Annotated in this window: 13 protein-coding genes; 4 read left to right on the forward strand and 9 right to left on the reverse strand. The window is 31.3% G+C overall.

Annotation, left to right across the window (positions count from 1 at the left end; genetic code table 11):
* Positions 1–195: 195 nt before the first annotated feature.
* Positions 196–1,806 (reverse strand): mechanosensitive ion channel family protein, encoded by a 1,611-nt coding sequence (locus tag BUB70_RS01330; RefSeq protein ID WP_229742947.1) that lies wholly within the window; start codon positions 1,804–1,806, stop codon positions 196–198.
* A gap of 262 nt (positions 1,807–2,068) precedes the next feature.
* Positions 2,069–4,111, reverse strand: coding sequence for a YgiQ family radical SAM protein (locus BUB70_RS01335; protein WP_073117885.1), 2,043 nt, complete (start codon positions 4,109–4,111; stop codon positions 2,069–2,071).
* A 204-nt stretch (positions 4,112–4,315) separates the two neighbouring features.
* Here BUB70_RS01335 and BUB70_RS01340 point away from each other — a divergent pair, with 204 nt between their 5' ends.
* Positions 4,316–4,822, forward strand: a complete 507-nt coding sequence (locus tag BUB70_RS01340; protein ID WP_073117886.1) for a hypothetical protein — start codon at positions 4,316–4,318, stop codon at positions 4,820–4,822.
* Between the two features lie 48 nt (positions 4,823–4,870).
* On the opposite strand, the gene BUB70_RS01345 is transcribed toward BUB70_RS01340, so the two are convergent.
* The 4 genes from BUB70_RS01345 to BUB70_RS01360 form a co-directional block, all read right to left on the reverse strand.
* Complete coding sequence (locus BUB70_RS01345) at positions 4,871–6,088, reverse strand: hypothetical protein (protein ID WP_073117887.1); 1,218 nt, start codon at positions 6,086–6,088, stop codon at positions 4,871–4,873.
* Between the two features lie 149 nt (positions 6,089–6,237).
* On the reverse strand, positions 6,238–7,278 hold the full coding sequence (locus BUB70_RS01350; RefSeq protein WP_073117888.1) for a glucosaminidase domain-containing protein: 1,041 nt from the start codon (positions 7,276–7,278) through the stop codon (positions 6,238–6,240).
* Complete coding sequence (locus BUB70_RS01355) at positions 7,271–8,191, reverse strand: 1-aminocyclopropane-1-carboxylate deaminase/D-cysteine desulfhydrase (protein ID WP_073117889.1); 921 nt, start codon at positions 8,189–8,191, stop codon at positions 7,271–7,273. The genes BUB70_RS01350 and BUB70_RS01355 overlap by 8 nt, the downstream gene beginning before the upstream one ends.
* Positions 8,192–8,344: 153 nt before the next feature.
* Complete coding sequence (locus BUB70_RS01360; protein ID WP_073117890.1) at positions 8,345–10,264, reverse strand: ABC-F family ATP-binding cassette domain-containing protein; 1,920 nt, start codon at positions 10,262–10,264, stop codon at positions 8,345–8,347.
* Positions 10,265–10,382: 118 nt separating this feature from the next.
* On the opposite strand from BUB70_RS01360, the gene BUB70_RS01365 reads away from it, so the two are divergent.
* Positions 10,383–10,772: a DUF983 domain-containing protein gene (locus BUB70_RS01365; protein ID WP_073117891.1), complete on the forward strand. Its 390-nt coding sequence runs from the start codon at positions 10,383–10,385 to the stop codon at positions 10,770–10,772.
* 3 nt (positions 10,773–10,775) lie between these two features.
* On the opposite strand, the gene BUB70_RS01370 is transcribed toward BUB70_RS01365, so the two are convergent.
* On the reverse strand, positions 10,776–11,162 hold the full coding sequence (locus tag BUB70_RS01370; protein ID WP_073117892.1) for an SPOR domain-containing protein: 387 nt from the start codon (positions 11,160–11,162) through the stop codon (positions 10,776–10,778).
* Positions 11,163–11,183: 21 nt separating this feature from the next.
* Entirely contained in the window at positions 11,184–12,230 is a 1,047-nt protein-coding gene (locus tag BUB70_RS01375) for an NAD(P)/FAD-dependent oxidoreductase (protein WP_073117893.1), read from the reverse strand.
* A 117-nt stretch (positions 12,231–12,347) separates the two neighbouring features.
* On the opposite strand from BUB70_RS01375, the gene BUB70_RS01380 reads away from it, so the two are divergent.
* The gene (locus BUB70_RS01380; protein WP_073117894.1) at positions 12,348–13,397 is read left to right on the forward strand and encodes a LacI family DNA-binding transcriptional regulator; all 1,050 of its coding nucleotides are present in this window, start codon (positions 12,348–12,350) and stop codon (positions 13,395–13,397) included.
* Positions 13,398–13,487: 90 nt separating this feature from the next.
* Positions 13,488–13,883 (forward strand): acyl-CoA thioesterase, encoded by a 396-nt coding sequence (locus BUB70_RS01385; RefSeq protein ID WP_073117895.1) that lies wholly within the window; start codon positions 13,488–13,490, stop codon positions 13,881–13,883.
* A 54-nt stretch (positions 13,884–13,937) separates the two neighbouring features.
* Here BUB70_RS01385 and BUB70_RS01390 read toward each other — a convergent pair whose 3' ends face one another.
* Positions 13,938–14,387: a GatB/YqeY domain-containing protein gene (locus BUB70_RS01390; protein ID WP_073117896.1), complete on the reverse strand. Its 450-nt coding sequence runs from the start codon at positions 14,385–14,387 to the stop codon at positions 13,938–13,940.
* Positions 14,388–14,391 lie beyond the last annotated feature (4 nt).

The raw sequence follows: 14,391 nt of genomic DNA on the forward strand, positions 1-14,391 counted from the left end.
TATGCTTAAAGACGTAAACAAAAAACGCTGTCAAGTAACCAGCTTGACAGCGAAGAAATAATCAACATGAATATAATTAAATCAATTAATTATGAAACAATAAGTTCAACAAAACATTATTTATATTTATTTCAATATTCTCAAATATAAATATATTTTTTGTTAAAAATTAAAAAATAACAAACAATTTAAACACTACTTGAAATTTTTATCAATATTCTTTATGATATCGTTAATTTTATCTACCTCGGTATTGTAGGTCATATTCATATTTTTTTTCTCTGGAAACTCTTCAATCATCACTGTTTGAGAAGGGAAAGCAAAGTCTACTCCTAATGCTGCTGCCAAATTTAGAATGGCCATGTGCAATCTATGTTTTGAAGATTGTTCTACTCCCCATTCTAAAGACAAAAAATAGGTGTTTACTAAAATCTCTAAAGACGAATCTCCAAAACCTGTAAATTCTACATTATAAGACTTTGTTAAAGTTTCTGGATGAATTTCTATAATTCGTCTAACCCCCATCACAAAAGCCTCAATTAACTCTGGTGGAGTATCGTACCTAATTCCTAGTTTGGTTTGGTATCTTCTATATTGTCTTAATCCTTTATTATTAATGACTATTTCTGACAACTTACTGTTTGGGATTGAATAAATAGAAGTATCAACTGCTCTAATTCTTGTAGATCTAAACCCGACTTCTTCAACAGTTCCTTCAACTCCACCACCTTCAATCCAATCTCCAATTTGGAAAGGCTTGTCTAAAAAAATCATAAAAGTACCAATCAGATTCTTTACCGTGTCCTGTGATGCCAAGGCAACGGCCAAACCTCCAATAGATGCTCCGGCTATTACCGTTGTAGTATTCACTCCAAAAACCGTTAACATTTTTAAGATTCCTGCCAACACAACCAAAACTTTTAATAATCTACTTAAAATAGGAGCCAACTGGTCATCTAACTTACTTTCAGTTCTAGAAGTATAAGACACAAAAACTTCAATAAGCACACTTACAATTTCTAGAAACACATAAATCCATAAAACAATCTGACCAATTTCTAAACCTTTGATTAAAAAAGAATTGATATCAATTTGAAACTGTAACGTAGGAATATAAATTTCTACCAAATAAAACACAATTAATAATGCTGAAGGTCTTGATAACTTATCTAACGTTTTACTTAAAGAATTATGAGAAAACCTCATAAATGAAGATTCCAAGAGTTTTAATACATAGAAAATAATTTTATTGATAACCCATGTTAAAAACACTCCTATTAAAACAAAAATAATGATTCCTAAATATTGCCATAACTCAATACCAAACAATTCTATATGCCCAAAACCAGGTACCATACTTTTGATAAAATCCGTTCCTACAGGAAAAACATTATGGTATAATGCATAAATTTTTTCATTTGTTTCCTCACTATAATACCACTTCCCATTAATTTTTTCTAAATAAATTTCTGGCACCTTAGAAAACAACACATATTGATTTTTAATCTCCACCCCTGAAATAGAATCTTTATAGTTCGCTTCTAAAGGCACATTTTTAAAATCAACCCTTAAACCTTTTCCATCTAAAACTTGTTTTATTTTTAAAGCAATGTCTATAGATTTCTCAGCAGTTTCACCATAAATAGTTTTGGCAGCTTTTTCTTCATTATAGGTCTCTGGTTGCAAAAAGTGTAAATGCGTATAAATAGTTTTATACGGACTGGACAAATCTATCTTGGTCTCATCGGGGGTTTGAGCAAAAAGGCTTACAGAAATTAAACAGAGTAAAATGTATATTTTTTTCATGATGGATACTTTCATTTTTCACATCAAAAATAATGATTTATAACTCCTTTAAGTAAAAAGATGATGATGTTATTAAATAAAAAAAACTCCTAACACAAGGCTAGGAGTTCTTAAACTAACTTAAATACTAACTACGTAATATTACATAAACTAAAAAAATGTCTTTTTACTACTTGTAATCTATAGTATGACATTCTTCTTTTTAAAAGGTTTAATTTACAAAACAAAAAAGCCTTACATTTTTAATGCAAGGCTCTCTTTTTTATCTCTTTCTTCTTTTCGGCTTTCTTTTTCTTTCCGAAAATTTATCTTCTCTAGTTGCTCTATCTTTATCTAAAACGCTCACAAATCCATCTTGATTTCTTTTCCCTCTAGTAGGTTTAGATTTTTGATTGATGATTCCCTTAGGCACATCAACTGTATCATCAAAAGTGTTTTTAGCTTTAAAATCTTTTTTATAACCATTTCCTCCTTTAGGCAATAATTTATTTAACAAATCTTGTCTACCTATTTTGGTTAATGATTTACGAATCCAAGCTTGATTCTCTTTTTTATACCAAAAAAAGAATCGGTGTTGCTCTTCTTTTTCTTGAGCCGTTTTTGGCGTGTCCATTTTTTCTAAAGTATAAGGATGATATCCACTATAGTAAATAACAGTTGCCACGGTCATTGGCGTAGGTGTAAATCCTTGAACTTGCTCTAACTGGAATCCCATATCTTTGGTCTCTGCCGCCATGTTTGCCATGTCTTCTATATCAGACTGTGGGTGACTAGAAATAAAATAAGGAATCAACTGTAAGTTTAACTTCTTTCTTAAATTGATTTTATCAAAAATCTTTTTAAAATCGTGAAAATTAGAAAACGATGGTTTACGCATCAACCTTAATACTTTGTCTGAAGTATGTTCTGGAGCTACTTTTAAACGTCCAGAAACGTGATTGGTAATCACCTCTTCTGTATAAGCCTCTAACTCTTTTGGATCAGCATTTTTATTAAAATCTGGCACCAACATATCGTATCGAATTCCAGACCCAATAAATGATTTTTTGATTTTTGGATGCTTATCTACCGCTTGATACAAGTCCGTCATAGGAGCGTGAGAAGTATCTAAATTTGAACAAATTACAGGGTTGATACAAGAAGGAGCCACACATTTGTCACAAATTTCCTGCACCTTACCTTTCATTTGATACATGTTTGCCGATGGCCCTCCAATATCAGACAAATAGCCTTTAAAATCTGGCATATTTGCTACTTGATCTACTTCTTTTAAAATAGATTCTTTACTTCTACTCGCAATAAACTTTCCTTGATGTGCCGAAATAGTACAAAAACTACATCCTCCAAAACATCCACGATGTGTGTTGATAGAAAATTTAATCATTTCAAAAGCAGGAATAGGTCCTCTTTTGTTGTATTTAGGATGTGGTAAACGAGTATAAGGCAAATCAAAAGAAGCATCAATTTCTTTTTCCAACATGGTTGGATAAGGTGGATTGATGACCAAAACCTCATCACCAATATCTTGTAAAATTCTACCTCCGTATGTTTTATTAGATTCTTGCTCTACAATTTTAAAATTGGCTGCAAATGTCTTTTTATCCGCTAAACAATCTTCATGAGAACTTAATCTTTTATCAACCCAATTTTTATTTTTTTGAATTGCTTCGCTTTTCGGCTGTAAATAAGCTGTTTGCTTAATGGTTCTTAATGATGAAAATGGAACTCCTTTTTGCATTAAAGTCACAATCTCTTTAAGAGGTTGTTCTCCCATTCCATACACCAAAATATCAGCTCCAGATTCTGCCAAAATACTTGGTTTTAACTCATCAGACCAATAATCGTAATGAGTTACACGTCTTAATGAAGCTTCAATTCCCCCAATTAATATAGGCGTATCAGGAAATTTTTCTTTTAGTATTTTACTATAAACCGTAGTTGCATAATCTGGACGTAAACCTTTATCACCATTAGGCGTATAAGCATCTTTATCACGTTTACGCTTGCTAGCAGTGTAATTACTTACCATAGAATCCATCACTCCAGAAGTTACTCCAAAGAACAATCTTGGTTTCCCAAGTTTTTCAAAATCCTGTAAATTATCAGTCACACTAGGTTGTGGAACAATAGCAACTCTTAATCCGTAACTCTCTAACAAACGACCAATTACTGCAGGTCCAAATGATGGATGATCCACATAGGCATCTCCACTAAATAGAATTACATCTAATTCATCCCAACCTCTAATCTTACATTCTTTCTTAGTGGTTGGCAACCAGCTTGATAGTCTTAACTCTTGTTCCATTTTGCAAAGATACATGGAATAACACGAATAACAATATCTACTAATTAAAGATTCTTAACTTATAAGACTTACTAAAAAATTAAAGTCGATTAAATTCTCTATTTGGTAGTGATATTATGGGTATTCGTCTAGTTTTCATATTTCATCTTAAACCTTTTTGGAATTCCCCTGTCTTAACTACATAACCCCCTAAAATATAATATCATGAAAAAAATAAGTTTAGTAGTTGCATTATTTGTAGCAATCGGTGCTTTTGCACAAAAACAACATCCCCAAAAAGAAACCTTTACTGCTGAGCAAAAAACACAGTTAATGGTGAAAAAAATGAGTCTTGAATTAGATTTAAGTAAAAAACAAATTTCAAAAATCACTCCCATTGTAGCCGAAAAAGTAAACAAAATGGAAGCTAAAATAGCTGAATTTAAAGTAAAAAGAGAAGCTAAAACAAAACGAAAAGCCCTTACTAGCGATGAAAAATACAACATGGCTATTGCACAGTTAGACGAAAAAATTGCTTTACAAAACCAAATGAAAAGCATTTTAAACAAAGAGCAATACGCTACTTGGAAACAAATGCACAAAAAACATGAACAAAGAGGAAAAATGATGGCTCATCATAAAACGAAAGAGCGTTTTAAAAAAGACATAAAAAAACGCCATCATAAAGATGGTAGAAAACAAAAATTTGATAAAGCTACCCCTGAAGCATAATCAATAAAAAAGCGATTCTAAGTTTAGAATCGCTTTTTTTATATACAACTAATGATCAAACTCAACTCCTAAAACCTTAAACTGATAAGGAGTAATATCTAAAAGAAACTCTTTTATTACTGATAAATTTTCTAACTCTATTTGTACTATTTTCTTTTGAGAGGGAATTGATACATAAACAAAATTTTCACTAACATCAATATTACTTGTTACCGCACTATGTCCATCAGAAGCTGTATCCATTGTTACATTCAATTGCCCTTCATAAATCACTTGCTTACTATTAACATTTGTAACATTTATTTTTCCTGATTTTGTTACACACATTATATCATCACCATTATTAACAACCATACATTTAAACAAATCAGAAGTCTCATAAATTGGAGTGACTTCATCATTATTTATATTGATAAAATACACCCCTTTACTAGCGGTATACCCAACAAATAAATGATCAACACTAGTTCCTAATAAAGCCCCAAACCAAACATCATCTTCAAAATCTGAAGGATACTCAATAATTCTTTGCTCTCCTGTATTTTGAACTACTAAAATCCCTGTATTAGAACCAAAAATTGCTGTGTTATCATTACCTGCACTCCCATGAATTCCAGAAGTGACAATCTTATTTTCATGATTAGAAATAACCTCTCCTAACTGATTAATTAAATAAACTTCTTCTGGCAAAGAACTACCATTACCTAAATTGGTAACTGCAATGGTTCCATTTTTAAAAATCACCATAGCTCCATGATGAGCCGTTGTTCCTGTAGCTATTGTTCTTACCGGAGAAGATGCATTATGAATACTATTTTCATTAAACAAACTTAATGTTGCATCACCATCATTATAAACAGCTACAAAATTATGCTCTGATTTAAAATGAGTAGGTTTTTGACCATCAAAACTTATAGCCGCGAGTCCTGTTTCTCCTAAGTCATGACTATGATTTCCGTGGGCAATCTCTCCTCCTACATTAAAAGTTTCTGTAAAATTATCATCTCTATGGGTAATCACTCCATACCTCCCTGACTCTGTTGCATATACTGCTCCTTTACTATAACTAGCTTGATATTTTTCTATCACACCACTAAAAGGTTTCAAAAAATTTAAAGTAGTTGAATTTACGTCAGAAATTAATAACGACGTATGCTCATCTTCCTTCATAAATTGATTGTCATCTCCAATTTCATCACTAGTATCTGAACATGATACAAAAAATGAAAAAGCGAATACATAAGGTAAAAACTTAATGTTTTTCATAATCTATTTTTTATTTGTTTTTAAATATTACGCAAATATATAATAAAAACAATCAAACGCAACAATGTTGCATTTAAAAAATAAATAAAATAAAAACCACTTATTTTATTTGTAAAAAAAAGTGGTTTTAATAAAACTATTAGAATGTCTTAATCAACCTTTAATTCTTGACCAATAGACAAATCATTGCTCCTTAAATGATTCATTTTTTTTAACTCATCAACCGTTAAATCATATTTTTTAGCAATAGAATACAAGGTTTCTTTTTTCTCTACAATATGATAATCTTTACGTTCTGAATCACTTCTTAATTTTAATTCCTCTCCTTCGTGAATGATATTATCATGCAAGCCATTTAAAACTTTGATTTCATCAACTGGAATTCCGTATTTTTTAGAAATTGAATACAAGGTATCATCATCTTTTACAACATGAATTCCTTTTCTATTGATATTTCTTCTTCTTTTAGATTCTTCTTTATAATTTTTAATGGTCGATTTAATTTCTTCCTCACTAACAGATACATAATCAAGGCTTTTACCCTTTAAAACCATTTCATCATACTTGTACAACTCGTACTTTTCAATGTAATTTATTAGTTTATCTGGATATTTTGGATCGGTAGCATAACCCGCTTTTTTTAGGCCTTTTGCCCATCGTTTATAATCATCTTTATCTAAACCAAACAAACTCGCATATCTAAAACGAGTGGTTAAAAACAAGGAATGATCTTGATAAGAAGTTGCCGGATATTGATATTTTCTAAAACATTCTCCTTTTTCATCATCATCATGATACACTTTATCTCCTTTCCAACCTGTGTGACATTTGATTCCAAAATGGTTGTTAGATTTTAAAGCCAAATTACTTCTTCCACTTCCCGATTCTAAAATTCCTTGAGCCAAAGTAATACTTGCCGGAATTTTAAATTTTCGCATTTCTTCCATGGCAATCGGTGCATATTGCTCAATGTATGCCAACGTATAATCACTTAAATAAGCTTTAGCATCTTTCTTGGTTTCCTCTACAACTTTCTCTACTTCTTTTAAAGCCTCTTTACTTGCTACCACTTTTACCTCTTGATCGGTAGCTACATTTACAGCTTTGGTTCTTTTTCTGCTTGTTGTTTTTTTGCTAGAACTACAAGAAACAATGATGAATACTGAAAGAAAAACTAAAAATTTATTCATTGATAATTGTTTTATTTTTTTGCTTTAAAAGAAGGTTCATTCCTGCTATTCCTTGCAATCCGCCTGTGTGAATCGCTAAAATTTTACTTCCTTTTTTAAAGTGATTGTTTTTGATTAACTCTAAAATACCAAACAGCATTTTTCCTGTATAAATAGGATCTAATAAAATATTTGTCTGATTTTTAAATTGATTGATAAAAGTAATTAAATCTTCTGATACTTTTCCATAACCTCCAAAGTGATAATCAGCAATTACTTGCCAATTTTGTTTGTTTGGTTTTAGGCTATTAATTTCATCTACAATCCAATTTCCTTTTAACGATGGAAACACTAAAATATTCTGTTTAGCAGCACTACTATTAATAATTCCGGTAACCGTTCCACCAGTTCCCATGGCACAGCAAACATGTGTAAATTCTGTATCTTTTTCTGATAAAATTTCTTCACAGCCTTTGATGGCTAAACTATTAGTTCCTCCTTCTGGAAGGATATAAGTATTAGGATATTTTGTTAAAAGTAAAGTTAAAAAAGTAACATCATTTTTTTGTTGATATGCTGCACGAGAGACAAACAAAAACTCCATACCAAATTGATGAGCTTGTTTTAAAGTCGGATTTTGACTGAATGTTTTTTGCAAGTCGATCCCCAATTCTTCTCCACGAATCACTCCAACAGTTTTAAAACCATATTCTTTTCCAGCAGCAGCAGTTGCCAAAATGTGATTGGAATACGCTCCACCAAAAGTTAACAAACATTCCTTATTTTGACTTTTGGCTTCTTGTAAGTTGTATTTTAATTTTCTGAATTTATTTCCCGAAATAAAAGGATGTAACAAATCTTCTCTTTTTATATAAAGCGACACTTCTTTCTCTTTTAAAATAGGAAGGCTGATTTGTATGTTTTGGGAAATCATCAAAAGTTAATTACGAATTATAAGTGTAGAATTACGAATTGTATTTCCATCAATTTTATTTTAAACCCTAACAAAGTGATCAATACTTTTACCTCATTACAATCAATATTTGTTCAAATAGACAATTAAACAAATCAACGAATAAACATAGAATTATGCTTCTCTAGATGAAATCTCATCATCTAACTCAAAAAGTTCTTCGGTTAACATATCCAATTCATCCTTTTTAGCCTGATATTTCTCAAAGAAAGTTCCGTCAGCAGCATGTTTTTCATAATCTTCTGCCAACTGATCATCCATTTTTTTGATATCTTTTTCTAAGTCAGCAATGGTTCTTTCTATTTTACTAAACTTATTTTTCAACTTTTTAAGTTCTTTTTCTTCTTCTCTGCTTAATTTTCCACTTTTTGGTTCATTAGATTTTTCTGAAGCCACCACCGTTTTCATTTCCGCTTCACGCATATCTTCTAGTTTATGCTCAGCCAAGAAATAATCTAAATCTCCTAAATATTCTTTAATCTCTTTGTCCTTAAAATAAAATACTTTTTCTGTTAAACCTTGTAAAAAATCTCTATCGTGAGACACTAAAATCAATGTTCCTTCAAAATTTTCTAAGGCTTGTTTTAGCACGTTTTTAGAAGCAATATCTAAATGGTTCGTTGGCTCATCCATTACCAACACATTAAACGGATCTAACAACATTTTACACAATGCCAATCGGTTACGTTCTCCTCCAGATAGTACTTTTACTTTTTTCTCAACATCATCTCCACTAAACAAGAAAGAACCTAGCATCGTTCTTACTTTTGCTCGGTTACCATCATTGGCAGCATTCTCCATGGTTTCTAACAATGTAATTTCTCCATTTAAATGTTCTGCTTGGTTTTGAGCAAAATATCCTATTTCTACATTGTGTCCTAGTTTTAATCCTCCTTGATAATCAGTTTCTCCAACCATCATTTTTGCTAAGGTTGATTTTCCTTGTCCGTTTTGACCTACAAACGCAATTTTAGAACCACGTTCTATCATCATATTTACATTGGCCAATACGTGTTTGTCTCCGTAACTTTTAGAAACATTTTCTGCTTCTACCACAATTTTCCCAGGTTCTTTTGATATCGGAAAACGAACATTCATCACCGCATTGTCTTCTCCATCAACCTCAATACGCTGCACTTTATCTAATTGTTTGATTAACGACTGTGCTAAAGATGCTTTGGTTGCTTTGTATCGGAATCTTTCTATCAATTCCTCTTTGGCTTTGATTTCTTTTTCTTGATTTTTTTGAGCTTGGATTTGTTTTTCACGAATTTCATCACGCAACAACATAAACTGAGAATAGGACTTTTTATAATCATAAATCTGACCTAAAGAAATCTCAATAGTTCTGTTGGTTACATTGTCTAAAAACATTTTATCGTGAGATACCAAAACCACAGCTCCTGCATAATTTCTCAAGAAATTTTCTAACCAAATAATAGATTCAATATCTAAGTGGTTGGTAGGCTCATCTAATAATAAAATATCATTTTGTTGTAAAAGCAATTTTGCCAATTCAATACGCATTCTCCAACCACCGGAAAAAGTATCCGTTAGTTTGTTAAAATCTGCTCGTTGAAATCCTAATCCTTGAAGTATTTTTTCTGTTTCCCCTTGGTAATTGTATCCTCCTAAAAGTTCGTAACGAGTGGTATTTTCTTCTAAACTGTGCATCAAGTTCACGTAGTAATCACTTTCGTAATCTGTTCTTTCTGCCAATTCGTTGTTGATTTTTTCTAACTCAACTTCTATTTTTTTGATTTCTTCAAAAGCTTGATAAGCTTCTTCTAAAATAGTTCTACCCGGAATAAAATCAATATCCTGACGTAAAAAACCAATTTGAATGTCTTTATCAAAAGCCATGGTTCCGCCATCGCTTGGTAAATCTTTAGAAAGCACTTTTAATAAGGTAGATTTTCCCGCTCCGTTTTTCCCTACCAATCCTACTCTATCTCCTTTTTCTAACTTAAATGTAATCCCCGAAAAAAGATCTGTACCATTAAATGTAACTGTTAAATTATGTACGTTAACCATATGTAACTTTTGTTGCTTTTATCAAAAAAATAGGAACTATATTTGATGAATATTAAGAACCTCCTACTTTGTATTATGTCTTTTTGAACAATACAAAAGTACCATAATTATACAGACCATGTTTACAAAAGAAAGCAAACTCTACAGCATCTTTAAATCTAAATGCCCACAGTGTCATGAAGGTGATTTTTTTGAGAACAAATTTTCTTTTAACGTGCTAAAAACCACCGAAACAAAAACAAACTGTCCTAACTGTAATTTAAAGTACATGAGAGAACCTTCATTTTTTTACGGAGCCATGTATGTAGGTTATGGACTAAGCGTTGCCATGGCCATTGCCTTATACATTATAAGCGCTGTTTTTTTTGGATTGAGCATGAGACAAAGCTTATTTGTAATAGCTGGGGGACTTGTTTTATTGGCTCCGTGGAGTTTAAGAATTTCTAGAGTTATTTGGATTCACTTATTTATTAAGTATCAAAAAGACCCGGAAAAAAGAGTAAAATAAAAATTACTCTTTTATAATTTTTCCATCTTTCATTTTTACAACAAAAGCATCTTTTATTCCTAAATCAATCATGATTTTAAGGAGTTCCTTTGCTTCTTTTTCATTCGTAAAACTCCCCAATACATAATGACTTAAACCGTCTTTTTTAATATTTTTTATATCCGATGTAAATTCAACATCAAACATTTTGTAAGCTCCAATTTGCACTCCGTAAGAAATTACATTTACCGGCTTTACTATTTCTTGTTTCACTTCTTCCTTTTTTACAGGAGTAACTACTTCTTGTTTTACAGGAGCCTCTTCTTTTTTACCAGAACAAGCAACAAAAACAAACAAACCACAAATAATTAATGCTAGGTTAAATAAAACTTTTTTTCTTTCTAATTTCATATCATTACTTTTTAAAAATTCTTATTTATTTTCAAATCTTTCTATACTGATGTCTTTAGGCAAAGGTTGATTATTTTCTAAATAATCATATAATTGTTTAGAAACCGTTGGAGCAATCATTACCCCACGTGTTCCCATACCATTAAACACAATTAAATTTTGATGCTTTGGGTGTTTTCCAACCAAAGGTCTTCTATCTTTTACCGTTGGTCTTATTCCTCCAAACTGATTTACAATTTCATAAGGAACCTCAATCATAGTGTCTAATTTTTCTAACAATTCTTTCCTCCCTTTTTCTGTAGGATCTAAAGTTTTGTCCGTCCAATTAAATGTAGCACCAACCCAATACACATGACCGCCAGCAGGTAACACAAACAAACTAGATTTTATTTGTTCGGTTAATTGTAAGTCTGGAGCCTTAATAAACAGCATTTCTCCCTTAGTTCCTGTTAAAGGTAAGTAATTAAAAAATGGATTTTCTTTTAGACCATATCCCTCTGCAAAAATAATTCTACTTGCTTTTATGTCTTTATAAGTAACACTATCTTCTTGAATTTCCAATTCGTTATATACAAAAGGAATTTCCAAAAATTGTTCTTTCTCTTTTAAATATTCAATATAATCATCTAACACATTTGTTACCAACACACGTCCTGTTCCATTTACTTTTCCAAAACCTTCATAATGTGTAATTCCGCTCTTTTCTGTTTTGATGATTTTAGGATCCATGTATTTTTCTAACAAGGGATTGTCACAAGCCATAAACCAATTGTTTTGATCTTCTACCGATTTAAAAACTTTTAGTGTATCAAAAAAAGTAAGATAATCTCCTCCTAACCTTTTACTGATGTCTTTATAAAAAGGAAATAAATGCTCCAGTTGTTCATCTGCATTCCACACCGGAGTAAAACGTTTTAAAATAACAGGATTAAAAACGCCAGCCGCCACCCTAGAGGAAACTTGAGATGCATTATCTAACACTACAAAAGAGTGACCATGATCTTCTAACTCTTTGGAAATAGCCATCCCAGCCAACCCAAAACCAACTATTATATATTCTACTTGCATACAGCTAATTTACAATTTTAAGAAATCGTTGTATATTAATTTACAACTTATTAATTATGAGTATATTTGACATTGGAACGGAATAGATTGATTATTTTTTTTCACCAAACATGTAATATGAAAAAAAAGTTAACCATTAAAGACATTGCCAAGGAACTAAACGTTTCTATTTCAACTGTTTCTAAAGCTTTAAACGATAGCCATGAAATTGCTGAAGTAACCAAAAAACGTATCCAGGCTTATGCCAAAGAGTTTAAATACAAACCAAATTTTAATGCCCTTAGTTTAAAGAACAAAAAAACTAAGACCATAGCCGTGTTAATTCCTAACATGCTAAAATATATTTACGCCCAAGTTTTTAATGGCATAGAACAAGTTGCCAACGAAGCTGGTTATAAAATTATTACCTGTGTTTCTAACGAAAAAACAACCAAAGAAATTGAAATCTTAGAAATGCTATCCAATGGTAGTATTGATGGTTTTATTATTTCTCCTGCCTTAGAAACCAGTATTAACAAAGATTATATTCATTTTCAAAACGTCATTGATGAAGGTTTTCCTATTGTGATGTTTGATAGAGTTCCTAAAGAGTTAGAGTGTGACAAAGTGATGATTAAAGATCATAAAGCAACTTTTAATGCGGTGGAACATTTAAAAAACACCGGATGTAAAAACATTGCTTTTATTTCTACTCACCGAAAACTTGGCAGTACTAAAAAAAGAAAAAAAGGATATTTACAAGCTTTAGAAGAATACAAATTTCCTGTAAACGAAGAACTTATTATAGATTTATCTGAGTATAATTACAAAGAATACGAAAAATTACTAACGCCTATTTTAGAAAAAAACAAAATAGATGGAGTCATTACTACCAACGAAGCCACAGCTATTGCTGCTCAAAAAGTAGCTTTAAAATTAGGATATAATATTCCTGGTAATTTTTCTGTCATCGCTTTTTCAAATGGAATTTTAGCAAGACATGCTAGCCCACAAATGACGACTATTAGTCAACATGGAGAGAAAATGGGAGCAAAAGCTGCTAAATTATTAATTGACAGAATTGAATCCGAAGTTGATAACCTTCCTTATGTTACCAAAATCATTAAGACGGATTTGGTCATGAGAAGCTCTACCAAAAACTTTTTAAAGCTTAATTACAATTCATAGTTATTCATTATAACCTTATCAATTTTATCTAACCTACAAAATTGTTATTTCATATTGTGAAATGTACCTTTACACAAACATTTAAAACACATGAGATTTCACACAAGAAAATGGGTAAAACCCGAAGACTTAAACGCTAATGGAACTTTATTTGGAGGGAAATTATTAGCATGGATAGATGAAGAAGCTGCTTTGTATTCTATTATACAACTTGAAAATAGTAAAGTGGTAACTAAATACATGTCTGAAATTAACTTTTTAAGCTCTGCAAGACAAGGAGATATTGTTGAAATAGGAATGGAAGTAGAAAAATTTGGTAAATCTTCTTTAACTTTAAATTGTGAAGTTAGAAACAAAATGACGAGAGAAACTATTATCAAAGTAGACAACATCATTATGGTCAATTTAGGAGATGATGGAAAACCAAAACCACATGGTAAAACAGAAGTGGAATTTGTAAAAGACCGATTAAACAACGATAAATAATCTCATAAAAAAAGCGACTCACCTGAGTCGCTTTTTTTATCTTCTTAAATCTTTTTAAGACAATAACTGTTTAATTACTACAGAAATCGCTTTTCCATCAGCTTTTCCAGCAAATTGTTGAGAAGCAATCCCCATTAATTTTCCCATATCTTTGATTGATGAAGCTCCTGTTTCAGAAATTAATTTGGTCAATGCTGCTTTTAACTCCTCTTCACTCATTTGTTCTGGTAAAAACTGAGATATAATTTCCGCTTGTGCTATTTCTGGTTCAGCCAAATCAGTTCTTCCTTGTTCAGTATATAAAGTAGCGGAATCTTTACGCTGTTTTACCAATTTTTGCAACAATTTAATCTCAGCATCTTCAGTTAATTCTTCCTTAGCTCCATTTTCTGTTTGTGCTAGTAAAATTGCTGATTTTACAGCTCTTAATGCTTCTAATGCTACGGTATCTTTTGCTCTCATAGCATCTTTCATTTTTGCCATGACTTCTGTTGATAAACTCATTTTA

Source organism: Wenyingzhuangia marina, assembly GCF_900130035.1.
In the GTDB taxonomy this organism is placed as follows: domain Bacteria; phylum Bacteroidota; class Bacteroidia; order Flavobacteriales; family Flavobacteriaceae; genus Wenyingzhuangia; species Wenyingzhuangia marina.